The sequence below is a fragment of the Pseudoalteromonas sp. P1-8 genome (assembly GCF_001399985.1).
In the GTDB taxonomy this organism is placed as follows: domain Bacteria; phylum Pseudomonadota; class Gammaproteobacteria; order Enterobacterales; family Alteromonadaceae; genus Pseudoalteromonas.
On the sequence record NZ_LJSO01000015.1, the window covers coordinates 41,605 to 66,503 of the forward strand.

At 42.2% G+C, this 24,899-nt stretch carries 22 protein-coding genes; 16 read left to right on the top strand and 6 right to left on the bottom strand.

Annotation, left to right across the window (positions count from 1 at the left end):
* Positions 1–46 precede the first annotated feature (46 nt).
* Positions 47–1,147, top strand: coding sequence for a GGDEF domain-containing protein (locus AN213_RS17435; protein ID WP_236702937.1), 1,101 nt, complete (start codon positions 47–49; stop codon positions 1,145–1,147).
* On the opposite strand, the gene AN213_RS17440 is transcribed toward AN213_RS17435, so the two are convergent.
* Positions 1,140–3,422 (bottom strand): penicillin acylase family protein, encoded by a 2,283-nt coding sequence (locus AN213_RS17440; protein ID WP_055199244.1) that lies wholly within the window; start codon positions 3,420–3,422, stop codon positions 1,140–1,142. The genes AN213_RS17435 and AN213_RS17440 overlap by 8 nt on opposite strands.
* Before the next feature lie 165 nt (positions 3,423–3,587).
* On the opposite strand from AN213_RS17440, the gene AN213_RS17445 reads away from it, so the two are divergent.
* The 6 genes from AN213_RS17445 to folX all read left to right on the top strand — a co-directional run bounded on the left by AN213_RS17445 (position 3,588) and on the right by folX (position 10,401).
* Entirely contained in the window at positions 3,588–6,953 is a 3,366-nt protein-coding gene (locus AN213_RS17445; RefSeq protein ID WP_054563695.1) for an ATP-binding protein, read from the top strand.
* 15 nt (positions 6,954–6,968) lie between these two features.
* Positions 6,969–7,595, top strand: coding sequence for a YceH family protein (locus AN213_RS17450; protein ID WP_054563696.1), 627 nt, complete (start codon positions 6,969–6,971; stop codon positions 7,593–7,595).
* 66 nt (positions 7,596–7,661) lie between these two features.
* Positions 7,662–8,498, top strand: a complete 837-nt coding sequence (gene nadE / locus AN213_RS17455; RefSeq protein ID WP_054563697.1) for an ammonia-dependent NAD(+) synthetase — start codon at positions 7,662–7,664, stop codon at positions 8,496–8,498.
* Positions 8,499–8,746: 248 nt separating this feature from the next.
* The gene (gene folM / locus AN213_RS17460; protein ID WP_054563698.1) at positions 8,747–9,466 is read left to right on the top strand and encodes a dihydromonapterin reductase; all 720 of its coding nucleotides are present in this window, start codon (positions 8,747–8,749) and stop codon (positions 9,464–9,466) included.
* Between the two features lie 18 nt (positions 9,467–9,484).
* Positions 9,485–10,039: a GTP cyclohydrolase I FolE gene (folE, locus tag AN213_RS17465; protein WP_055199245.1), complete on the top strand. Its 555-nt coding sequence runs from the start codon at positions 9,485–9,487 to the stop codon at positions 10,037–10,039.
* A gap of 2 nt (positions 10,040–10,041) precedes the next feature.
* Positions 10,042–10,401: a dihydroneopterin triphosphate 2'-epimerase gene (folX, locus tag AN213_RS17470; protein WP_054554637.1), complete on the top strand. Its 360-nt coding sequence runs from the start codon at positions 10,042–10,044 to the stop codon at positions 10,399–10,401.
* Here folX and AN213_RS17475 read toward each other — a convergent pair.
* Entirely contained in the window at positions 10,398–10,832 is a 435-nt protein-coding gene (locus tag AN213_RS17475; RefSeq protein ID WP_055199263.1) for a YqaA family protein, read from the bottom strand. The genes folX and AN213_RS17475 overlap by 4 nt on opposite strands.
* Positions 10,833–10,889: 57 nt before the next feature.
* Positions 10,890–11,261: a DUF4870 domain-containing protein gene (locus AN213_RS17480; RefSeq protein WP_055199246.1), complete on the bottom strand. Its 372-nt coding sequence runs from the start codon at positions 11,259–11,261 to the stop codon at positions 10,890–10,892.
* A gap of 205 nt (positions 11,262–11,466) precedes the next feature.
* Here AN213_RS17480 and AN213_RS17485 point away from each other — a divergent pair, with 205 nt between their 5' ends.
* The 4 genes from AN213_RS17485 to AN213_RS17500 are packed head-to-tail and all read left to right on the top strand — an operon-like array spanning position 11,467 to position 15,142.
* On the top strand, positions 11,467–12,168 hold the full coding sequence (locus tag AN213_RS17485; RefSeq protein WP_055199247.1) for a spondin domain-containing protein: 702 nt from the start codon (positions 11,467–11,469) through the stop codon (positions 12,166–12,168).
* A gap of 9 nt (positions 12,169–12,177) precedes the next feature.
* Positions 12,178–12,882, top strand: a complete 705-nt coding sequence (locus AN213_RS17490; RefSeq protein ID WP_055199248.1) for a spondin domain-containing protein — start codon at positions 12,178–12,180, stop codon at positions 12,880–12,882.
* A gap of 59 nt (positions 12,883–12,941) precedes the next feature.
* On the top strand, positions 12,942–13,667 hold the full coding sequence (locus tag AN213_RS17495) for a response regulator transcription factor (RefSeq protein WP_055199249.1): 726 nt from the start codon (positions 12,942–12,944) through the stop codon (positions 13,665–13,667).
* Positions 13,667–15,142 (top strand): HAMP domain-containing sensor histidine kinase, encoded by a 1,476-nt coding sequence (locus AN213_RS17500; RefSeq protein WP_055199250.1) that lies wholly within the window; start codon positions 13,667–13,669, stop codon positions 15,140–15,142. Before AN213_RS17495 ends, AN213_RS17500 begins: the two co-directional genes overlap by 1 nt.
* Before the next feature lie 21 nt (positions 15,143–15,163).
* Here the strand turns inward: AN213_RS17500 and AN213_RS17505 are convergent, their stop codons facing one another.
* Both AN213_RS17505 and AN213_RS17510 read right to left on the bottom strand, forming a co-directional pair.
* The gene (locus AN213_RS17505) at positions 15,164–17,329 is read right to left on the bottom strand and encodes a S9 family peptidase (RefSeq protein WP_055199251.1); all 2,166 of its coding nucleotides are present in this window, start codon (positions 17,327–17,329) and stop codon (positions 15,164–15,166) included.
* Between the two features lie 129 nt (positions 17,330–17,458).
* On the bottom strand, positions 17,459–21,163 hold the full coding sequence (locus AN213_RS17510; RefSeq protein WP_055021664.1) for a S8 family serine peptidase: 3,705 nt from the start codon (positions 21,161–21,163) through the stop codon (positions 17,459–17,461).
* Between the two features lie 247 nt (positions 21,164–21,410).
* Here AN213_RS17510 and AN213_RS17515 point away from each other — a divergent pair, with 247 nt between their 5' ends.
* Together AN213_RS17515 and AN213_RS17520 are read left to right on the top strand one after the other, a co-directional pair.
* Positions 21,411–21,881 (top strand): DUF2721 domain-containing protein, encoded by a 471-nt coding sequence (locus AN213_RS17515; protein WP_054554628.1) that lies wholly within the window; start codon positions 21,411–21,413, stop codon positions 21,879–21,881.
* Between the two features lie 103 nt (positions 21,882–21,984).
* A complete protein-coding gene (locus tag AN213_RS17520) occupies positions 21,985–22,437 on the top strand; it encodes a cytochrome c (RefSeq protein ID WP_054563706.1) in 453 nt (150 codons plus the stop codon).
* Positions 22,438–22,494: 57 nt separating this feature from the next.
* Here the strand turns inward: AN213_RS17520 and AN213_RS17525 are convergent, their stop codons facing one another.
* Positions 22,495–23,145 (bottom strand): cytochrome b/b6 domain-containing protein, encoded by a 651-nt coding sequence (locus tag AN213_RS17525; RefSeq protein ID WP_054563707.1) that lies wholly within the window; start codon positions 23,143–23,145, stop codon positions 22,495–22,497.
* A 137-nt stretch (positions 23,146–23,282) separates the two neighbouring features.
* Between AN213_RS17525 and AN213_RS17530 the strand changes: the two genes are divergently transcribed.
* From AN213_RS17530 to AN213_RS17540, 3 genes are all read left to right on the top strand, one after another.
* Positions 23,283–23,990: an AzlC family ABC transporter permease gene (locus tag AN213_RS17530; protein WP_054563737.1), complete on the top strand. Its 708-nt coding sequence runs from the start codon at positions 23,283–23,285 to the stop codon at positions 23,988–23,990.
* On the top strand, positions 23,987–24,286 hold the full coding sequence (locus tag AN213_RS17535; protein WP_054563708.1) for an AzlD domain-containing protein: 300 nt from the start codon (positions 23,987–23,989) through the stop codon (positions 24,284–24,286). Before AN213_RS17530 ends, AN213_RS17535 begins: the two co-directional genes overlap by 4 nt.
* Before the next feature lie 107 nt (positions 24,287–24,393).
* Entirely contained in the window at positions 24,394–24,876 is a 483-nt protein-coding gene (locus AN213_RS17540) for a glutathione peroxidase (RefSeq protein ID WP_054563709.1), read from the top strand.
* Positions 24,877–24,899: the final 23 nt, after the last annotated feature.

Consider the following 24,899-nt stretch of genomic DNA (forward strand, 5'->3'; position numbering starts at 1 on the left):
TTTTCATCTATAATTACGCTACTCTCCATGTGTATTTGAGGTTGGATTGATCAAACACTTATTAAAACAATCAAAGCAATCTGGCTTAGAAGAGATTGAACACGTTAAATTTCTGATTATTTCTAAAATCGCCTATTTCGCGTTGATTGTTCATGTCTTGCTGATCCCCGTATTTGCTCACATAGGTGCAAATACGCTTGCTTTAGTGAATATTTTGAGTGTGCTTGCTTGGGCAAGCGGCATCTTTTTAATTAAGCAAGGACTAACTTCGCTAGCACTTAGAGTATTTTGTCTTGAAGTAATTATTCATGCAGTAATTGTCTGTGCCACCCTTGGCTTAGGCGCAGGGTTCCAGTTTTACCTTTGGACTGTGTCTTGTATTTTAATGATCGATTATCAATTAACCTTTAAGCGTGCAGCTTTATATAGCTTAGTGATGATTGCGATATTCGCCCTGCTATATGTATTTTTTTCAGATGTTCAGTACAGCTTTGCTTACCCAGAATTACTACCACATGTAAATGTAATCAATATTATTATTGCCGGTTTACCTATGGTCTATGGCATGGGTCTAATCAGAGAAATCACTTTGTCGCAACGGGTTGAGTTAACAGAAATGGCAGCCCGCGATCCACTCACTAAGCTCTACAACCGCCGTTTTGCAAAAAAATTAATCACTGCTGCACATCAAAAAAGTATTGAGCAAGAGAGCAGTCTTTGTATTGTTATGGCTGACATCGATAAGTTTAAAAGTATTAACGACAATTATGGCCATGAAAAAGGTGATACGGTGCTCGTTAATGTTGCAAGGCTAATTCGCCAATTTATTGATGATGAAGATATAGCGGTACGCTGGGGTGGTGAAGAATTTTTAATTTTATTAACTAATACAGATGCAAAGCAGGCCTTTACAAAAATTGAAACCTTACGTTTCAGAATCGCCGAACTAGAGGCGCATCATGAATTCCCCGATCTCAATGTCACGATGAGTTTTGGGCTTATTGAATGGCAACCGCTCGCTTCAATAGAAAAAATGCTACAACACGCCGATGAAGCGCTGTATAAAAGTAAGCATGCAGGGCGCAACCAAACAACTATTGCTACAGGCCATCGCCCTGCTTTCAAAGATGCTGATGCGGTTAATTAACCGCATCTATGGTGATACTGTGGGCAATCTCCTGCGGTAATAATGGCGTTAAACCATTACTGACATAATCGTTAAACCCGGCACGATAGAATTCTGACAATGGATGCCCCGACTGCCCACCCGGAATAGCCATGATCGCTTCATCTAAGTGCCCAGGTTGAACAATAAAGCGCTGTGAAGCACCAAAGCTACGTCCTTGCACCGAAGGCATAAAGGTATCACCAAACCCTGGTGCTGTTGGCATATTCAATAAACTTTTAAGTGCGGGTATTTGCTTGGCAAATGGGTGCTCAATCACTAATTCGTTAACCTTGCCCCACTTCCAGCTGTGCGGGTTGTTACCGTATTGCTCGGTTAGTTTAGTGATAACGCGATCAAAAGCTCCTATCATTTGTTGTTGCCAGTTTGCATACTCAGGGTTTAACCATGCTTCAGGCTGCGCTTCGATAAGTTGCCAAACAGCAGGCTCTAAGTCTCGTTTTACTGGTTTTAAGCTACTATCGAGAGCTTTTAGCTTATTCTCTAACGGGCTAAATAAGCCGTTAATCACTTCACTGCGGTAGCGCTTTACTAAGGTGTAGCCAATTGAGTCGCTACAAGCACACGCCTGCCAATTATTTAGCTCTTTTAAATACAGGGCATATTTATCGCCTGCAGTGCTAAGCTGTTTGACCAGCAGTTTATGCCAAGCCGTTAAGAAACGCGCTTCGTTATCATGTTGTAAGTCATAAAAATCTTGTTCGTTGAACTGTTGTTTTTCAAATAAGCGGTCGCGAATTTGTGCCGAGCGAGCCCCCATGGCATAAGCACCATTACCAAAGCGCTGGTCATCCTCTGCGGAAACAACTCGTGAGTTGCCCGTCCATAAACGGCCACTTTCTGGGTTTTTAACAAATGGACGCTGGGTTTCGTTTTCGTGCCACTGTGCAGGATACGCTTGCTCAGCCACAGCTAATTGATGGGGCTCTTTACGGGCAGGCACGGCTCCCATATTCTTCCAAGCTGCATTACCTTTATCATCAACAACCATCAGATTTTGTACAGGAATACCCACCTCAGCAGCAAGCGCTAGTGCATCATCAACCGTGTTTGCTTGCTCAAGCTTAAGTAACTCCATATCAACCGCATACTCATGGTGGGCAACCCAACTTAGCGCATAAGGTTTGCCGTTGATTTCTGTAACTGGGCCATACTCACTCATGGTTAAAGCGTAATTTTCGCTGTTGCCGTCATTGAGTAAGATAGGTTCATCTATCTGCCAGGTTTTCTCTTTACTCTCAAGAGCTATCCAGTCGGCTGTATCTAGATAACCATTGGTGAATCCCCAAGCTATCTTATTATTGGTACCAACAACAATGGCAGGAGCCCCAGGTAGTGACACACCGGTGATTTGCTGCATTTCACCATTGAGTGGGTAATTGAGCTGGGCTCGGTACCAAATGATTGGCACAGCAAACGATAAATGCATATCGTCAGACAGCATTGCAGCACCTGTTTCAGTTAACTGTCCAGTAACCGCCCAGTTATTACTGCCAAGTTCCTTTCGGTCTGCAATGTCAGTCATAGCCCATTGAGCGTCTTTGAGATTAGGAATACCACCGTTATAAGGCGCTAATTGGCTATTATCGAGTGCCGCTTGATAAAGGCTAGGCTGAGTAATAAAGTCAACCATCGCCTTACCATATAAATCTTCGATTTCGATCAGTGTTTTGTCGCGCTCAAAGGTGGCCGTTTGTAAATCTAAATACATACTAAAAATGATTAGTAAGCTGTCTTCGCTTTGCCAAGGTTTTGCTTCAGCGCCTGTGAGTAAATATTCAAAGCTATCGAAACCCACTTGCGCATGGCCTTCATTAACCCCATTCGCGTACGCTTTTAATAGCGCTTTATCTTTAGCAGGTAACTGCGCGACAGCAATCTGACTGCGTTTACGTAACTGATGAAAGCGCATTTTTTTATCAAGCCCAACGGCAGCTTTACCAAATAACTCACTAAGCTCACCTGCAGCATTACGGCGCAGTAAATCCATTTGAAAGAATCGGTCCTGACCATGAGCAAAACCAAGAGCATAGGCTGCATCTAATCGGTTTTCGGCATGAATAACAGCCTGTCCTAAGGTATCTCGCTCAATCTTAACTGATTGCGAAATAGCGTCGCTTTTACCGCGACCATCAAGTGCCGGTAAACTTAAGTTTAATACGCCATAAACAAGCCCCGTTGCGAGTAACATTACAACGAACAAACCTATTAGTAACCATTTGATTATCTTAAACATGCCAATTATCCTTGCGCTAAAGTAACACTATATTAACCTGAGTTTTGTGAAAGAATAGTGTTGCGATACAAATAATTGAAATTAGGTTTATAGATTTGCTGTTCATTGTTAATTACCACAGAAATTGTCTATAGTAGGTAAATAGTATAAAACCTGATATTTCTCATGCCGCTAGCAACCGAAACAGATAATAAAAAACTACAAAAACTGAAGCTAGCCTTCTGGTTTTCACTTGCCTGTATCATCGTGATTGGTCTTGTAATCGACCAAATTAATTACAGCCGCGAGAAAGATACTTTTCGTGCACAGGAACTGGCAAAAGTAAGTGCCTATCGTGCAGAGCTCGAAGCCACCTTAATATCTAACATTCAACTTGTTAGGGGCCTTGCAGTTGCCATTGCTGCCGAACCCAATTTAGACCAAGCCCGCTTCACGCAAATTGCCAGCCCTTTATTTTCAACGTCTTCAGAGCTTAGAAACATCGGCGCGGCCCCTGATATGGTTATTCAGATGACTTATCCTCTTGTGGGTAATGAGAAATCTATCGGGCTAAACTTTTTAGAAAACCCAGCGCAGCGTGACGACGCAATTAGAGCACGAGATGAAAACCGTATTGTTATGGCCGGCCCCTTAGAGTTGGTGCAAGGTGGTCAAGCATTAATAGCAAGAATGCCCGTATTCACTCCACCAGAACTCACTTTTTGGGGGCTCCTCTCTGTTGTTCTCGACATAGATAAAATCTACACAAACTCGGGGTTAATCGCGCTAAGTCAGCATTATGATGTTGCCCTACAAGGCAGAAATGGCCTTGGTGCTAAAGGTGATTTTTTCTTCGGCTCTAAGGACGTGCTCAATACCAACCCTCTGAGCTTTAGAATTAACTTTCCTGGTGGTGAGTGGCAGATGTACGCCACACCAAAATCTGGATGGCAGCCACCAAGTTCTGCTATTTGGCCGCTAAGACTGGCCATTATTTTATTCTGTATCTTGTTTGCTGGCGCCTCTGTATTCTTTTTACGCATGGTTGAAAGACAGTACAAAAGCGAACGTATGTTAGAAACTATGAGTAGCCTTGCTAAAGTCGGCGCTTGGTCTTTTAATCTAGAGACAAGAACCGTCTATTGGTCTGATATGACCAAGCAAATTTTTAAGTTTCCTCTTAATGTACAACCAGAGTGGCCTGCTAACTTTACACATTTTAAGGCTGGTGAAAGCCGGGATAAAATTCGTCGCCTTAACGAGCGTGCAATCAAGTATGGTGAGAGTTTTGAGACTCAAGTGCAAATCATCACTGCTGAAGGTGATGAAGTTTGGGTGCTGCTACATGGTGAAGCCGAGCATAAAAATGGCCGTTGTATAAAGCTTTTTGGTTCACTACAAAATATTGATACCCGTAAGCGAGGCGAGCTAGAAAACAACAAAATAGCCTTACATAATGAGATTTTAGCCTCTCTTACCGTTAATGATGCTGTACTGACGGGTAACCTTAACTTATCTAAACATGTGATTGTGCAAGCAATTTGTCACGCTTTTGATATTGATCGCGCGAGTATTTGGCTATTTAGTGACGATCGCCAATCGCTCAATACTTTTGCTATTCACGACCAAAGCCAGCCTGAATTTAACGAGCCGATTTCACTGCAACAATTTGAATTTCAAAATTATTTTGATGCCATTAACAATCATGCTGTAATTAATGCCAGTGATGCACAGCAACATCCACTGACTAGTGACCTACGTAGCAACTACCTTGATTGGTATAATATACGCTCAATGCTGACTGTGATAATCCCCACAGGTAGCAAAACAATGGGGGTTGTGTGCGCCGAAAAATGTCATAACCGCAGACATTGGAGTAAAAATGAAGAAAGCTTTTTAATCGCAGTTGCGGCACTCATTGGTAGTTTACACGCAAGTCAGCGCCGTATAGAGACCGAACAACAACTCGTTCAAGCAAAAGAAGCTGCTGAACAAGCAGTAAAAGCCAAAAGTGAATTTTTAGCAAGCATGAGTCATGAGATCCGCACCCCTATGAATGGCGTGATCGGGATGCTCAATATCATCAAACAAACCAAACTAGACACCCAGCAAAACCACCATATAGATTTGGCGCAATCATCGGCTGAATCACTATTGCATATCATTAACGATATTTTAGATTTCTCCAAAATTGAGGCCGGTAAGCTCGATATTGAAAATGTTAGCTTTAATGTATCAAAACTACTTGGCGATACTATCGAATCGTTTGCCATTAAAGCAGAACAAAACAATACCAAGTTGCTGCTAGATACCACACACCTTAATCACGGCTTTATCATTAGCGACCCTAATCGGATTAGGCAAATCATCAATAACCTAGTTAGCAATGCGGTTAAATTCACGAAAGATGGTGAGATAATTGTTATCGCCAAACTCGAAACAAACAACGAAGAATTGTTCTTGAACTGCTCTGTTATTGATTCGGGTGTAGGTATTAAGCCTGAAAAACAAGCCGCTCTATTTGACTCATTCACGCAAGCTGATGCATCAACTACACGCCAATACGGCGGTACAGGGCTTGGCCTTGCAATAGTAAAACAGCTGTGTCAGTTAATGGATGGTGATGTCAGTGTGGTTAGTTCATACGGGGAAGGCAGCACCTTTAATTTTACTGTAAAAGTTAAACGTGATCATACAAAGCAAGCGCCAGAGCCAAGCCACATTATAGATAAAAAGCATATTTTAATTGCTGATAATTGTAAGCTCAGTATCAATATTGCCAAAAAGCAATTACAACTATGGGGGGCTGAGGTCGAGACCTATACTGATATGCCAAGCTTACTCAATCGTGCTGCAATGCCAACCGATAATGGCTGCGATGCAATTTTAGTGGATTATCTTTTTTATAGCAGCGCAACAAAAGAGCACCAACAAGCATTCTTAAAATACTTTAATGCCACCAGCTGTAAACGAATTTTAATGGCCCCAATGAGCCTTACTGAAAAACAAACGAGACAAACATTAAAAGTTGAGAGTATTATCTTTAAACCATTAACGCAGTCTGATTTATTTAATTCACTGGCGAACGACAAATACATTGAACAGCAGCAGGTTAATAAAGAGGCCTTAATAACCAAGGTCGTGACCAGTAGCGATAATACTGAGTCGCAAGTCTTGCTGGTTGAAGATAATAAAGTGAATCAGATGGTGGCAGGTTCGTTGCTAAAGCAAGCAGGCATTAGTTTTGATATCGCTGAAAATGGCCTTGAAGCGATTGCAAAACTTTCAAGCCGAGAGCAAAGCCCCTACCAATTAGTGTTAATGGATTGCCAAATGCCAGAAATGGATGGTTACCAAGCAACGCGAGCCATTCGGGCAGGTGAAGCAGGCGCAGCTCATCAGGGGGTTAATATCGTCGCACTCACTGCAAATGCGATGCAAGGTGACAAAGAGCGTTGTTTAAACGCAGGTATGAACGACTATGTCACCAAACCCCTTAAATTTGACTCGCTCAATAAAAAGTTAACAGTGTGGCTAAGCACTGAAGAATAAAAAGAGAGTAAAACCATGCAATTATCATCAATTCAACAACGTGTTATTGGCTGTTTACTCGAAAAGCAAAGTACAACACCCGAACATTACCCGTTATCTTTAAACTCACTGACTAATGCATGTAATCAAAAATCTAACCGTGAGCCAGTATTGTCTCTCACTGAAGCGCAAGTACAAGATACCCTCGATGAGCTTATTGCATCACGGTTAGTCACTGTTGATGAAGGGCTGTCAGGGCGTGTAAATAAATATGCTCACCGCTTTTGTAATACCGAATTTGGCAGTTTGCAATTTACTGAGCAGCAACGCGCCATTATCTGTTTGTTACTGTTACGTGGCCCGCAAACACCAGGCGAACTGAGAACTCGCAGCAACCGCCTCGCTGAGTTCAGTAATGTAAATGAAGTCGAAGCCGCATTAAATGCACTTATAGAGCAAGAACATGTGGCACGCTTAGCACGAGAGCCTGGCAAGCGAGAGAGCCGCTACATGCACTTATTTGTTGACCCAGACAGCATTACTGAGGACATGGCTGCTAAAGAGCCTGTTCAAGATAACAGTAGTGAAGTGCAACAATTACGAAGCGAAATCGAAGATCTTAAGCAACAAATTAACGCAATAAAAGCGCATTTAGGTCTTTAATAAAAACCGCGCCCGTAACATAATGTACAAGACGCTGACAACCACAACGAAAATAGGAGCTCTACCATGCGTGCCGACATTCTGGCGGAAATGAAAGTCCAACCAACTATTGATGTAAAAGCGGAAATCACCCGTCGTGTTAACTTTCTTAAAAGCCGACTTATTGCTGCGCACTCTCGCTCACTTGTATTAGGGATCAGTGGCGGTGTTGACTCATCAACCTGTGGCCGTTTATGCCAATTAGCGGTGGATGAATTAAACCAAGAACATAACACGAACGAATATCAATTTATTGCCGTGCGCTTACCTTACGGCGTACAAGCAGATGAAGACGAAGCACAACTAGCCGTAGATTTTATTCAACCAAGTAAGCGTATGACGGTTAACATTAAAGCGGCTGTTGATGGCATGCATGAACAAGCAATGGCAGCTGTAGTTGGTGGTGGTGCTGAATTACCAGAGCAAGCTAAAATCGACTTTATCAAAGGTAATGTAAAAGCACGCCAACGCATGGTTGCGCAGTATGAAATTGCCGGTTTCAGCCAAGGCTTAGTTGTTGGTACCGATCACAGTGCTGAAAACATCACTGGCTTCTACACAAAATTTGGTGACGGAGCATGTGACTTAGCACCTTTATTTGGTTTATCAAAGCGTCAAGTTCGTGCGCTTGCTGAGCACTTGGGAGCGCCAGCTGTACTTGTGCATAAAGCCCCAACGGCCGACTTAGAATGTGATCGCCCAGGTCTAACTGACGAAGAAGCGCTTGGCCTCACTTACGATCAAATTGATGATTTCTTAGAAGGTAAAGAAGTCAGCAATGAAGTAGAAGAAAAGCTAACAGCAATTTACTTACGTACTCAACATAAGCGCCAAGCGATCCCAACGGTATACGACGAGCTTTAAAAACAGTTAAAACACTAAAAGGGCAATAATCATTGCCCTTTTTCCTTCCTCGTACAGACCCTTAGCAATATTCAAAACCTTCAATCACTCATTATCGGCCGCGCTAAATGATCTAGAGCGCTATGCTTGACGTAAAAGTTAGCAACATGATTGCAGTAAAGATGAAATAGTTCTGTAATTTGGTTTATAGTTGTTACAGTTAAGTACATTACATTTCAAATCAAAAATCTAAGGTTTTATATTAGTTTATGTCATCGCCCATTTTAATTACTGGCGCAGGCCAACGTATTGGACTCGCTCTGGCCGAGCACTTTTTAGCGCAAGGGCAAGAAATCATAGTCACTTACCGTACCCGCCATGAAGCAATTGATGTGCTTGCAGGTAAAGGCGCTATTTGCATCCATGCTGATTTTAATAGTGACCAAGCTATCGGGCATTTTATCGAAGAATTAAAAACCCATACCAACCAGCTCAAGGCAATTATCCATAATGCGTCTAGCTGGGATTGCGAAGCAAATAACCACGATTACGCAGACCTATTCGATAACATGATGCGTATCCACGCCAAAGCGCCCTATTTAATTAATTTAGCAGCTTCTGATTTGCTACTGCATTATCAGCAAAACAGTGGCCAAGCCGCAGATATTATTCACTTAACCGATTACGTAGTTGAAAAAGGCAGCCCTAAGCACCTTGCTTATGCAGCAAGCAAAGCAGCGCTTGATAATTTAACCAAGTCGTTTGCCGCTAAATTTGCACCAGCCATTAAAGTGAATGCTATCGCCCCTTCGTTAATTATTTTTAACGAACACGATAGCGACGAATACAAAGCCAAAACATTAAAGAAATCGCTAATGGGCATTGAGCCCGGCTGCGCCGAGATTATTAACAGCGTAGAACTATTACTAAGCAGTCACTACATCACAGGTCGTTCTATGCCTGTTGATGGTGGCAGACATTTAAAATAACGAATTACTGAGAAAGCTATGCACGATGATTTAAAAAATAGTTACCAACAAATAATTACCGCAGTAGGTGAAGATCCTGCTCGTGAAGGATTACTCGACACACCAAAACGCGCCGCAAAAGCGATGGAGTATCTGACTAAAGGCTATCGTCAAACGTTAGACGAGATCACCAACAATGCGGTATTCACTTCAGATGCCGATGACATGGTATTGATCCAAGACATTGAGCTTTACTCTATGTGTGAGCACCACTTGCTGCCATTTGTTGGCCGCTGCCATATTGCTTATATTCCTGATGGCAAAGTGCTTGGTTTATCTAAGTTTGCGCGAATTGTTGACATGTTCGCACGTCGTTTTCAAATTCAAGAGCAATTAACCCATCAAATTGCTAAAGCGGTTGAAGAAGTAACTGGCGCGAAAGGTGTTGGTGTAATCGTTGAAGCAAAACATATGTGTATGATGATGCGCGGCGTTGAAAAGCAAAACTCAAGCATGCGTACATCGGTTATGTTAGGTAACTTCAGAGCCGATCCAAAAACCCGTAACGAGTTTTTACAACTAGTTAGAGGGTAATGATGGCCAATGCAATTATTAATGTCACTAATCTCAGGCTACGAACCTTTATAGGTTTTAACCCTGAGGAACGTGAGAAAAAACAAGATGTAGTGATTAACTTAGAAATTCACTACCCTGCTGATCAAGCTTGTGAAACTGACGCAGTCGATAAAGCGCTAAACTACAAGACCATTACTAAAGAAGTGATCAGCCTTGTCGAAGAAGGCCACTTTTTGCTGTTAGAAAAACTGGTTGCTGAAATTTTAGCAATTTGCCACCAGCATCAAAGTGTTCACTATGCCAAAGTACGCGTCGATAAACCTCATGCGCTGCGCTTTGCAGATTCAGTATCACTGACCCTTGATTGGCAAAAAAGTTAAAATAACTTTTCTAGCCCTACCGCAAAGGCAAGCACAGCTAAATAACGTGCGCCTTTGCCTAGGCTCACGAGTAACAAAAAGATTGAAAACTTAACCCTAAAAATTCCGCCAACAACCGTTAAAGGGTCGCCGACAATAGGCAGCCAAGCAAATAGCAAACTGTAAATACCGTATTTATTAAATTGCTGTTCGGCTTTGTCTATCGACTTTTGTGAAACAGGAAACCATTTACGGTCTTTAAATCGCATAACCTGCGTGCCCAGCCAATAATTCACACAGCTCCCGAGCACATTACCCACAGTCGCACTTAGCCATAACAGCCAAAGTAGATAGTCACTACTGGCTATCATTGCTGTCATCACTAATTCTGAAGAGCTAGGTAATAAGGTTGCGGAAATAAACGCGCTGAAAAATAACGATAAGTAGGCCATAAACATCACATAAAAAAGCTCAGCAAATGGCTGAGCTTTTAGTATATGGCAATTAGTTTACTTTATAAATTCTATCGCCATTGGGTATTTAACTTCTTTACCATCGTTGGCTTTAATCGCCGATACTACCACCATAATCAATGAGAATAGCGCTACTAATGGCAGCAGAATGACACCAACGACAACAAACATCAGCATAAAGCACACAATGTAAGCAATCATCATGGTTAATTGAAAGTTTAATGATTTGCGACCATGCTCAGCAACAAGTGGCATTTCTTCTCTTTTTACAAGCCAAACAATCAAAGGCCCAATCACCGAACCAAACGGGAAAAGCAAGCCAGCTAAGGCACTTAAGTGACAAAACATTGCCCACGTGCGCTGCTCTTTATCTGCCACAATTATTTCAACTTTTTGATTATCATCCATTTTAAATTCCTTGTTATGGGTCTGTTTGTTTCTCTACTATAAACTGTAATGACTTTTTACCCTAGCTAAATTGGTTAAATTTAAAACTCTCTACTAACACTAAAGACTGCAATCAACGCTGTGATAAAAATGTGATAACTTTGTGAGAGTTTCTGGATATTGCTATTCGATACTGGTTTTGAATCATCAAAAACAGGAATCTCACATGAAAGCTTTACCTTTAACTTTATTCGCTGCATGCGCAGTAACTAGCCTTGCAAGCCAAGCTGCTGAGCTTGATATAAAACTAACTAACCTCACGCAAGGTTTACACTTTACTCCTATTCTCATTACGGCTCATAACAGTGACAGCAAACTTTTTAGCGTTGCTATGCCTGCGTCTACAGCCCTACAGACTATGGCTGAAGGAGGCAATCTCGAGCCATTAATGACTGAAGCCACAGCCGCAAACAGTGACATGGTTGCCAATCCAGCTGAAGGTCTATTAGCCCCAGCAAGCTCAACGATGGCGAGCTTATCCACCAAGGATGGCAATAACTACTTATCTCTAACAGCCATGCTACTGCCTACCAATGATGGCTTTGTAGGTTTAGATAGTTGGATGATCCCAACAGAAGCTGGTACCTACACTATTTATCTCAATGCGTATGATGCAGGAACCGAAGCCAATGATGAGCTTGTTGTTGAGGGTTCAGGAATGCCGGGCACGCCAGGCATTCCTGCCGCACCGGGTGGTAATGCGGGTATGAATGGCAGCGGCGTCACCAGTAGCGAAACCAATATGATGGTGCATATTCATCCGGGTAATTTAGGTGACGACGATTTAGAGGCAGGTATGAGTGACCTCGATAACACCGTACACAGATGGTTAAACCCAGTTGCGATGCTAACAGTTACGGTTAAATAGGAGGTTATTATGCGCTTTTCAAAAAGCTTAATTATCCTCGCACTGAGTGCCAGCCTTGCGGCCTGTGGGGATTCAGATAATGACGAGGTGGAAGTAACAGATCCTGTAATGCCCGTTATGAGCTATGAATTTACAGTACAAGTTACGAATTTAACCAATGCCCAACCATTGTCACCGATTGCAGCCATTGCTCACTCTGAGGGTATGCTTTGGCAAATAGGTGAACCAGCTTCAGCTGCGCTCGAATTAATGGCTGAAGGAGGAGATAACAGTGAATTATTAGCAACTGATTTTGCTATGGCCTCAAGCTCAGCTGAGAGTCCACTCCCTCCAGGTGAGCAAGTCACTTTAATTCTGAGTACTGAGCAGCTTGATTCATTAAAAATCAGCTTAGCGACCATGTTGGTGAATACAAATGACGCGTTTACCGGTCTTAATGCAATAGACGTGTCTTCGTTAGCGGTTAATGAGTCACTGTCTCGCACTAGTTTTGCCTATGATGCAGGCACAGAGGCTAACTCTGAAGCACAAGGCACGATCCCAGGCCCTGCCGACTCAGGCGAAGGCTACAACGAAATGCGTGACGATATTAACCGTGTTGCAATGCACCCAGGTGTGGTTAGTCAAGATGATGGCCTGACAAACTCAGTGCTCACCAGCCAGCATAAGTTTGATAACCCAGTTGCTCGGATCACGATAACGCGGACGCAATAATAATCGCACTCCTTACACAGAAGGTCATAAGGATGTGCCTCTGTGATTTGGAGTGAGCCATGCGCCAAGAAAAATTATTAATCGTCGAAGATGATAGAGCAATCCGCCAACTTATCAGCACACAATTGCACTGCCTAAACTTACATATTGATGAAGCCTCGAGCGCAGAAGCTGCAATAAAGAAGCTTGCCAGCTCAAGTTATGGCTTAGTACTGCTTGATATTAACCTGCCACAAATGGATGGCTTGAGCTTATGTCGCAAAATTAAAGAGCACTACCCAAGTATTGCCGTTATTTTACTGACCGCACTCAGTAGCGATATGGACAGAGTGATTGGTCTGGAAATGGGCGCTGATGATTACATTTGCAAGCCGTTCTTCGCTAGAGAGTTACAAGCACGAATAAAAACGCAATTACGGCATAGGTCACAACTTATAGCAGCTCAATCACACCATGAAGATAGCGCTCAAGCGGCAATTCAACTTGGAGAGCTACACATTGAATTTGCCAGCCACCAAGCATTTTTAGCTGACCAAGCAATTAACTTAACCGCCACCGAATTTGATTTACTGGTCTACTTTGCCAAACACCCAAACCATGTTTTTAGCCGCCAACAGTTACTTGACCAAGTATGGGGTTATCAACACAGCGGCTACGAGCATACGGTTAATTCCCATATAAACCGTTTACGCAGTAAGTTTGAGCAACATCACTCAGCCAATTTTATCGAAACAGTTTGGGGTGTAGGCTATAAATTAAACCCCGGTCAATTGAGTGCAAACTAATGAAATCAATGACGCTTTATCAAAAACTCGCTTGGTCATTAGTGCTTATTTTTAGCCTGTTGTGCGCACTGGTTTTAAATTGGAGTAAGCAGCTAGAGCAAAGCTCGGTACACCATGCTCAGCAAAACTTGCACCTCCAATTAGCCGAACATTTAGTGCATGATAACCCACTGATCCAGCAAGGTGTGTATGACTATAAGGCACTAGAAAACTTATTTCACACGCTGATGATACTTGGTCCGGCATTTGAATTTTATTTTGTAGATCCAGAAGGTCATTTACTGACTTATTCCGCCAAACCGGGGCAAGTCGTGCGGCAACAAATAAACTTAAGCCCGATACAGCAGCTGCTCGACAACCCCACTGCCACGCCAATTTATGGTGACGATCCACGTAGCAACGATGGCGTAAAAATTTTTTCGACCGCACCAGTTTATAATCAGCAACAACTGCAAGGCTATTTGTACGTGATAATTGGCGGGCAAGCTTACGATACAACCCTTAAAAACATTAAAGCCAATGATAACCTTTGGCTAGCCGCAATGTGGTTTGTAGCCGCCTTAGTTGCGCTCTTTATTGCGATGTTGCTGTTGTTTCGGTTTTTCACTTTACCGTTAAAAAAACTCAATAAAGAGCTTAATAAAATAGAAGCAGCGAACTACAGCCTAACCAGAATGTCATTGGATTCTAGCTACAGTGCTGATGATGAAATTGGCAATTTAAGCAAAGGCGTCAATGCCATGCTGGCGCGTATTGATGAGCAGTTTCAGTCATTACAGCAAGCCGATAAGCAACGCAGAGAGTTACTCACTCACTTATCACATGATTTACGTACGCCGCTATCTTCACTGCACGGCTTTTTGGAGGTGATCAATAAACCGAATAGCCACTTAAACGAGCCTGAGCAACGTCATTATCTCAACCTTGCAATGGATAACTGCCAGCAACTAAAACAGCTGATTGAACAAATTTTTGAGCTGGCTAATTTAGAATGCGGCCAAGTAAAAATACAATCCGAGGCCTTTAATTTGGGCGAGTTAATTTATGATTGTGTGGCAAAGCTTGCTCTAACAGCGCAATCAGCGGGAATTTCACTCAAAGTTATTCCTGAAATCTGTGATTTTACCGTGACAGCAGACATTGCAAAATTAGAGCGGGTACTTACAAACTTAATCGAAAATGCCATTCGGCACACCCCACATGGCGGTGAAATTGCCGTTAAGGTTAGCCAGCAAAGTGATCAGTTATACGTAGCAGTGTCTGATACCGGGGTTGGTATTCATGAGGATGAACTCAATGCGATTTTCGAACCTCACTATCAGGCTCGTAATAGTATAAAACGAGGCTCAACTGGCTTGGGACTTGCTATTTGCAAGCAACTGCTCACCCTAATGGATAGTGAAATAAACGTAAAAAGTACCTTAGGAAAAGGCAGTGAATTTCGCTTTAATTTAGCTATGCAGGCACCCGCTTAATCACGGATGCCTGCGTTGTTATTATTTTTCGATACCCGCCAAATCGAGCATAAAGGCGTAATATAAAGCGGTATCTTGCAAGCTTTTAAAGCGCCCAGAAGCACCGCCGTGCCCTGCTTCCATGTCGGTTTTGAACAGCAACAGGTTATCATCGGTTTTATATTCACGTAGCTTAGCAACCCATTTTGCAGGCTCAAAATACTGAACTTGAGAGTCGTGTAAGCCGGTGGTGACTAGCATATTTGGGTAAGCCTGCTTCTTAACTTGGTCGTACGGGGAATATGACAGCATGTAATCGTAATAGACTTTATCGTTCGGGTTACCCCACTCGTCATACTCATTCGTTGTCAGTGGCAAGCTGGCATCTAGCATGGTCGTAACTACATCAACAAAAGGCACAGCAGCAATCACCCCTTTATAAAGTTCAGGTGCTTGATTCACAACAGCCCCCATTAGCAAGCCTCCTGCACTGCCACCCATGGCAAAAATATTATCTTTATTACCATACTTTTGAGCTGCTAATGATTTAGTCACATCAACAAAGTCATTAAAGCTGTTTTGTTTATGGAGCAACTTGCCGTCTTCGTACCAAGGACGACCCAGCATTTGTGAGCCACGGATATGTGCAATCGCAAATACAAAACCGCGATCAAGTAAGCTTAAGCGTGAACTAGAAAAGCTCGGATCCATGGTCGCACCATACGAACCATAACCATATTGCATAAGTGGATTCGAGCCGTCTTTTTTGAACTTTTCTTTACGATAAACAAGGCTCACAGGAATATCCACACCATCTCTAGCCGTCACATAAACTCGCTCAGAGGCATAGTTGTCAGGATTAAAATCACCTAATACTTTACGTTGCTTAAGCAGTGTTTTTTCGCCACTTTCTAGGTTGATATCGTAGCTGCTGCCTGGCGTCGTCATACTTGAATAGTAAACACGAAAGCTAGGATTATCTAACTCACTATTGCCATAGCTAAAGACCATATAAGTTGGGTCATTAAATGCAACGACTTGCTCTTGTTGGTTACGAAGGTCACGAATAGTAATTCGGGTTTGCCCCATTTCTCGCTCTTCATACACCAAGTGATTATTAAATAACTCAATGCCTTCAAGTTTCACGTTATCACGACCAGCAATTAGCGTTTGCCAGTTAGCTTTATCATGAGCCTTATCGCGGTGCACTTTCATCAGTTGAAAGTTAACTGCATTTAAATTAGTAACAATGTAATACCAATCGCCTAATTTACTGATGTCATATTCAAGCCCAGCTTCGCGTTCAATAAAACGCTTTGGCATTGCTTTAACATCATTGGCATCAATAACCGACACACCCGATGCACTGGTACTGCCATGGCTAATATAGATTTCTTGTTGGTCTTTACTCTTATAAATACCGGTGTAGTAACTGGTATTTTTCTCTTCGTAAACAAGCTCATCGTCGGCTTGAGGGGTGCCTAGTGTATGGCGATATACTTGATAGCCTAACAGCGTTTGTAGGTCTTTTTTGATATAGTAAAAAGTTTTGTTGTCATTAGCCCAGACTACATCACCTTCTGTACCTTCAAGGCTCTCTGTAAGCATTTTACCTGTGGTTAAATCTTTTACTTTAATTGTGTAAATACGACGACTCACAGTGTCTTCACCATAAGCCAGCAAATTGCCATTTGGGCTGACAGCTAAACCAGTTACGGCAAAATAGTCATGATTTTTAGCAAGCTCATTCACATTTAAGATAACCTGCTTACCTCCTCCTTGGCTATCTTTGCTGCGCACATAAACCGGGTATTCGTCATCACCGCGCGTTTGTGAGAAATAGTAATATTCCCCTTTTTTTGTCGGTACCGTATCGTCATCCTTCTCAATACGCCCTTTAAGTTCTTCGAACAGGGTGTTTTGTAGTGTTTGTGTATGCGCTAACTTGCTTTCAACATACGCATTTTCAGCATTCAAATGAGCAATAACAGCGGCATCTTTGCGCTTATCATCACGCATCCAATAGTAGTTATCGATACGAGTGTCACCATGAATGGTCATTTCATGAGGTATTTTTTTGGCGACGGGTGCTGCAATCTGAATTTGCTCTGTAATAACGGCTTGTTCTTTATTATCGGGGACTTTATTACACGCTGATAGAACAGCTAAAGAGAGTGCCGCAAGGCAAAGTGAATGGCCAACTTTCATGGGATTCCTGTTTTCGTTTTATTATTCTGTCTCCAATATAAGTAAAAAAACTGCAATATATAAGTAGCCTTTGTGAAGCAATGTAAAAAGGGAGCCGAAGCTCCCTTTTATCACTTATTTATCAAGTAATTACTTTTGCTTACGACGACGCATAAATGCGAACGGTGCAGCAAGTAATGTTAACCATGCTAGTGAGCCTGAAGAAGATTTTTTCTTCTCTGGTTCTTCAGCTACAACATCTTCTGCCGGGTCTTGTGTTACTGCAATAGTAATCGTCACCGCTTCAGACATATTGCCTGCAGAGTCAACTGCAGTTACTGATACTTCGATAGAGGTTGTTTGCTCATAATCGATAGCACCCGCAACCATTAACTCACCTGCATCACTGATGCTAATGCTATCACTACCTGTCACTTCATATGTTGCGATAGGAGTCAGATCAGCATCTGGGTCAGTTGCAGTCACAGTACCAATTACAGTACCTTCTGCGGCATTTTCTTGAACAGAGAACTCACCAAGCTCAGCATCGATTACTGGGTTAACTTCTTCTGGCTCGTCAGCAACGTTCATAACTTCAACAGTCACCATCGCTGATTCAGAGATATTACCTGCAGAATCTACCGCCACAACTTCAAGCTCAATGCTCATCATGCCAGCATCGTAGTCAAGCATGTCGCTGTTCATAACAACAACATCACCTGAAGCAGTCACTGAAACAGCTGAAGAAGTAGAATTAACTACAATGTATTCAGCGATAGGGTTAGCAAGCTCAGCACCATATGTTGCTTCTAATGTGCCAATCACTGTATCTACCGCAGTATTTTCATCTACAGAGAATGATGCATCATCAAGAACTGGGGCAACATCAGCATCTTCGCTTGGTGTTGCTGCGTATGCTTTTGAGCCTGAGTCAGATAAGATCATGAAGTCTGCACCAGCGTTCAATAGTGTTGCAGAAGCGCCTGGCTCTAATGAGCTAACTACTTCGCCTGATTCATCAACTAGAGCTGCATATACGTCACTTGATGCGTCAGTGAATGTATATGTGCCCATTGCAACATCGCCTTCGCCTGATGCAATTGGTGTCCACGTTGCTTCTTCTGTACGGAAACGTACATTTGCAGTTGCGCGGCCAATATCATCAGCAGTAAGGCCAAATGCACCTAGACAGCTTTGCATTGTGAGGTGGTTATTACCTATGATTTGGTAAATATTATCAAGGTTACCTGAAGAGCTACCGTAGCCATGCGTAAAGGTAATTGCTGTACCTGGCTCAACATCATAGAACCATTCTAACTTACCATTTTGTACCGTTACATCGTATGTACCATCTTGGTCTACGTCGAAGTCAGCCATGAAGCCACCCACGTAAGAGTGAGTAATACCTTCATTCATCACAAGGGTAGTCAAAGTTACATAACCGCTATCACAGATATCAGTAGACACTGCAAATGTTTCGATTGATGCACCAACTAAATCAAAGCGTTGGTCTTCATCTACATCATCAGTCATTACTGTAGGAGCAAATATTGGCTCAAGTGCTACAGCACCTGTATTCGTTAACTCATGAGCAACACCATTATCTGTCGTCATTACTGGCATGAAGCTCATTGCTGCATTTGCTTTTGGTAATACGTGGTATACAAGGTGGAATGCTTCATCACTACCATCAGAGAAGATTAACGCACCATCAAGCTCTAGGTTAGTTAAATCAGCCGTAGCATCTTGTGAGCCGATATTGTCATCCGTTAATGTCCACTCAGGTAATGTTGCAGGATCAATCGTCGCTGTCACATCAAATGACATAGTTTGGCCTGCTGGCACTGTAATTGACTCTGGGTAGTCAAGAGAGAATGAACCACGTTCAACATCATCTGCATAACGCTGTTCAAGAGAAAGTGTGTACACTTGGTCTTCGTTAGAGAAGTTCTTAACTTGAACTGTTTTAGTAAGCTCAACTGTTTCAGATGCGTTTACTAAACCAAACGAAAGCGCTGCTTGTTTAGTATCTGCAGCCCAAGCAGCAACTGGTAAGTTAGCCGCTTTATTTACATCAACAAGACCCGCACCGATATAACTAATTGGTGCAAGCTCAGCGTCAGGGTTAAGCGCTAACGGCTCCATAGTCACATTTAGGTTTGCCGTGTTCATTAACGTCGCTTTAATTTCAAACGCGTTTCGCTCTGGCAGCGCTTCTTTTAATAAGCTCACCGCACCTGCAGTAATAGGACCCGAGAATGAAGTACCTGTTGCACCAGTAAGACCATCACCAAGACCAGGGTGAGCAGTCATGATATTAACACCTGGTGCTGTAATTTCAGGTTTTAACAGACCGCCCATTGAAGGGCCACGTGATGTGAAGTCAGCAATAGCACCAGAAAGAACTAGACGTTCAACTGTTAGGTTAAATGTACCGCCCGCTTTAAGTGCTGTACCTGCAGCAAATGTTACACCTACAGAAGGGATAGTTACAGTCGGATCTGAACCGCCCATAGGTGCTGGCGTGCCATCATCATTATTGTTTGCAATTATAACAAACTCTGCGCCTTTAGCTTGTGCTGCTAATACTTTAACTGTGAATGCACATGCACCACGGTCGATGATAACGCCTTTGCCTGTAAAATCTACGTCGTCAGCAAACGCTTCACAAGCCGTTTGATTCGCATCAGGGTACACAAGTTCCAAGTTTTCATTAGTGTAGTTAAATGCCATCTGTGGACCAAAGCTGGCCGGCTGTACAATCGCTTCTTCACCATCAACTGTACCGCTACCAATTGATTCTTCACCGGTAGGGTGAGTCATCGCACCTACTGAAAGAGCGTTTTCAGTTGTACTTGGACCACCAACGATGAATGGGTAAGCGCCATCATTACCTGCAGAGATAACAACGTTTGTGCCAAGTTTAACCGCTTGGTTGATGAACAGGCCAACTGCATCGTTTGCAATATCACCGTAATCACCACCGAGAGACATGTTGATAACATCAACACGGTCACTAATGTCGCCATTGCCATCAGGGTCCATTGCACTCTCAAGCGCTAGTAGTTGTGCAAGGCCAGGACAACCGCTATTACATACCGAGTAAACAAATAAATCTACGTTTGGCGCGATGCCATTAACAGAGTGAGAAACGTGTGTACCGTGGTTAGTTGTCACATCAATTGGATCATCGTCATAATTGATGTAGTCATAACCGCCTAATACTTTACCTTGTGGCCAATCAACTGAAGCAGGATCAGCAATTGCTGCAGCATACGCTTCGTCAGTACCCGCACCACCAAAGGCTGTATGAGTGTAGTCAATACCTGTATCAAGAACAGCAACGCGAACACCTTCACCTGTTGCTAAACCGTTAGATACTAGCGGAGTTGCTTCAATATAGTCAGCGCTGTCAGCAACATGCAACTCATAGTCGTATACTGGGTAAATGCCTTCTACTTGAGAATTTGATAGTAACTTAGCGACGTCTTGCTTATTACCATTTACCACAACAGAACTTACTAGCGTTGAAGTTTTAGCAACAACTTGAAGAGGCAAGTCCATACTGTTAATTGCTTGCTCTACGCTTGCTTGTGCTATTTTAGCTTGCGCTTGAATTGACGCTACATCCGCGCCCATTGTTTTTGCATTGATACTTGCAGGAGCATTTAACTTAATTAACCAACTTGTTGCTTCACTGCGAACTTTTTGTTCTTTCTTAGTTACCGCGCTCGCTTTGATTAATTTTTTACCGGCAAGATTATATTTAGAAAAGTCATTAGCTTGTGCACTAGCGCACATTGCACTTGTCACAGCCAAAGCAACTGCTGTTCTTTTTATTAGATTATTAGACATGGGTTCCCCTGGGATATGTTATGTTATCGTCTAAATAGTGATTGAAACAAAGTTTCAGAACTAATATAAAACGGAAACACAAACAAGAACAACATTTCAGTTACAAAACAATTACAAATATTTAAGATCGAAACACACAAATAATCACAACCCACTGTTTATAAATAACTTTACATGGTGAAGAGCAGTTGTAAATGTTTGTAAATGAAAATTAGGTGTTGAGTTTTAATAAATAGAGTACTTTCAAATGAATTCAGAAGTAATCAACATTCTTACCATGGCAAAAGTAATTCAAACTGCTGTTGCACCCGTCTTTTTAATTACCGGTATTGCAGCAACGTTAGGCGTGCTTTCAAACCGCTTGGCACGTATTACCGATCGAGCTCGGCAGTTAGAACGTAAACTTAAAGTCAGTACTGATGAAGACTTCAATAAGTCATTAACAACAGAGCTAAGGGCACTGTTGAAACGCTCTCGCTGCATTCATATCGCCTTTAGTTTAAGTGTACTCAGTGCCTTATTAGTATGTGCTGTGGTTATGTGTCTATTCTTATCACATATTCAATCTATCAACTTGAGCGTGACAATTGCTAGCTGCTTTGTGGCTGCTATGGCGCTTTTGATATGTGGATTTTTATCTTTGTTATGCGAGGTTTTCTTAGCCACCAGAAGCATGCGCCGTGGCATGATCTTCGCCGATATTGATATTAATGATTAAATTAAACTTAAGTTAAGATTAACCGCAATACACTTGAATATTATATTGAGCTAAGATACAACTCAGTTAGTTTACTTTTATGACATCTTAAGGGGCAAAAGGAATGAAATTAAAACAATTAGTAGTGGGTGCAATGCTTTCAACAATGGCATTTGGCGCATCAGCAAATTCTGTATTTGAAGAGCCAAGCGATGCAATCGAGTACCGTCAGGCAGCATTTTCAATGATCCGCGTACAAATTGGCGACATGGGCGATATGCTAAAAGGAAAAGTACCTTTTGATGCAGAACGTTTTCAAAAGCGTGCCGACAATGCAGCGGCATTATCTAAAATGCCTTGGGAAGCTTTCGTAGCGGGTTCTGACAAGGGTGATACATCTGCACTTGCAGCTGTATGGAGCGACAACGAAACCTTTATGAAAAAAGCAGTTGCTTTCCAACAATATGCAGATGAGCTAGCAGTTGCAGCACAAAGCGGCGATAAAAAAGTAATTGGCAAAGCATTTGGCGCATGGGCTAAAGGCTGTAAAGATTGCCATAAGTCTTTCAAAGACTAGTTAAAAATTTGAACTAAAAAGGCGCTTATTAGCGCCTTTTTTAATGTCTTGAATTACCTACCCAAGCAAATAGCTGAGTGGCTCTGCACCCCAAGTCGTAAATAGCACCACTAAGCACACTGCAAAAATAACAAAAGCTATCAACGGCGATTTTGTAACAGGCTCAGTAACCGCAACTTGGTCGCTACTGCCCGTTAGCATAGGTTTCACTAAGTTTTTTCCTTTAATGCGGTAAATCACAATCGCTATTACATGCAACACAATGGCATACAACAAAATATCAAAGTTTAAATGATGTAACCAACCGGCAAACTCTACGGTATCTGAGGATACATGCTCAACGAGTGGACCATCCGTTAAGATATCGTCACTGGTCATTAAGCCAGAGGTTAACTGTACGATAAGTAACGCAAAAAAGGCTATCACCATATAACTACCCGCCGCGCCATGACCCGCCTTATGTTCATTGCTTGTAAACGATTTAATTGCGGCGATTGGTGAATGAATCAGCGCAGACAGCTTTGCCGTTTTACTACCAATAATGCCCCAAACAAGACGTGTAATAATAAGCGCTAGAGTGAAGTAGCCTGCAGCAAAGTGCAGCTCCAACATACCTTCTTCAGCACTAAAATAGAGGGTTGCGATGGCCGCAACTAATAACCAATGGAAGCTTCTTATAAAGCCATCCCATACTTTAACTTTAGACATTGTAACTTTCCCTTTAAAAGACGCTAATGATTTCAGCAACAGGCTCGGCTATACATTATTGCAAACTTCAGTTATTTTGACACACCTCTATTTCAGCTGTTTTGATCTGAGCCATAACAACAAACATGAGCGATAAGATGCATAAATCAACAATAAGAGCCTTGCTAAAAGGATTTTTCGACATGCTCCCCTTATGCCTTGCGGTGTTACCTTGGGGAATTTTATGTGGCTCGTTAGCAGTTCAAAATGGCTTCAGTGCTTTAGAAACACAAGCTATGTCGTTATTGGTATTTGCAGGCTCAGCACAGCTCGTTGCGATTGAATTAATGGCAGGAAACACGCCGCTTTTAACTATTTTATTTACCACACTCATTATTAGCTCACGGCACTTTTTATATGGTTTAGCTATTCGCCACAAAGTAATAGATCAACCCTTTCGTTGGCGACTGCCAGTGAGTTTTGTACTAACAGATGAATTATTTGCTTTTTCGCATCATCACAAAGCCTACCGCACAAAAGTGCGCCTTATTTACGCGCTAAGTGCCGGCTTTAGTTTTTATATTGCCTGGAATATCTGGACCCTCCTTGGTATTGTCGCAGGAAGCTTACTTCCCGATTTAACACACCTAGGTCTTGATTTTGCCATCGCTGCCACGTTTATTGCTTTAGTTATTCCGGGTGTAAAGAACCTTGCAACACTGGCTACAGTGATCACCGCAGGCGTTGTAGCAACACTATTAAAAAGTCAGGGCTTTCAACTTTGGCTTGTCACCGCGGCTCTTATCGCTATGACGGTTGGTTATCTAATTAGTCGCTGGCAAGCAAAAGAGGAGCATACGCTATGATGATCACCATTTTATTAATGGCGTGTATTACCTTCTTCACACGTTACTTATTTTTGCACCGCGCATTACCATTCAAAGTCGGTCCGAAAATGCAGCAATTTTTAAGTTTTAGCGCCCCAGCCGTACTCACCGCAATTTGGGTGCCCATTGTGTTTATTAATGACGAAGGGATAAATCTAGAGTGGCAAAATCCTTATCTAAGTGCTGCTATTTTGTCTGTTATCGTGGCCTATAAAACACATAACATATACTACACAACACTGGCAGGTATGGGATTATTTATAATTTTAAGTTAGCTACGATACTTAACGCCAAGTAAGAAGAACCGCTGATTAAAATTTACCCTTTTAGAAAGATGCCAAGCAAGTTAGAATCAATGCAACAATAATAAAAAGTTATCATTATGAGCGAATTTCACCAACTTTCTGCCACCAGCCTACAAGGCCAAACCGTTGACTTTTCTGATTTTGAAAACAAGGTTGTGCTTGTTGTAAATACCGCAAGTAAATGCGGTTTCACTCCACAATATGAAGGCTTACAAGCACTGCACGAAAAGTATCATGAGCAAGGCTTAGTAATAATTGGTTTTCCATGTAACCAGTTTGGCAAACAAGAACCAGGTGATGCAAAAGAAATTAAAGAAGGCTGCCTTATTAACTATGGCGTTAGCTTTTTAATGATGAGCAAAGTCGATGTGAATGGCGAACATGCTCACCCTGTTTTTAGATACCTAAAATCAGAATTACCGGGGTTTATCACCCGCAAAATAAAATGGAACTTCACCAAATTTTTAATTGGTAAAGATGGCAAGGCCATTAAGCGATATGCGCCACTGACAAAACCTGAACAGCTCGAGTCAGACATCGCAGCTGCACTGGGCAAATAACAAAGCCTAAAAGCAATAAAGAG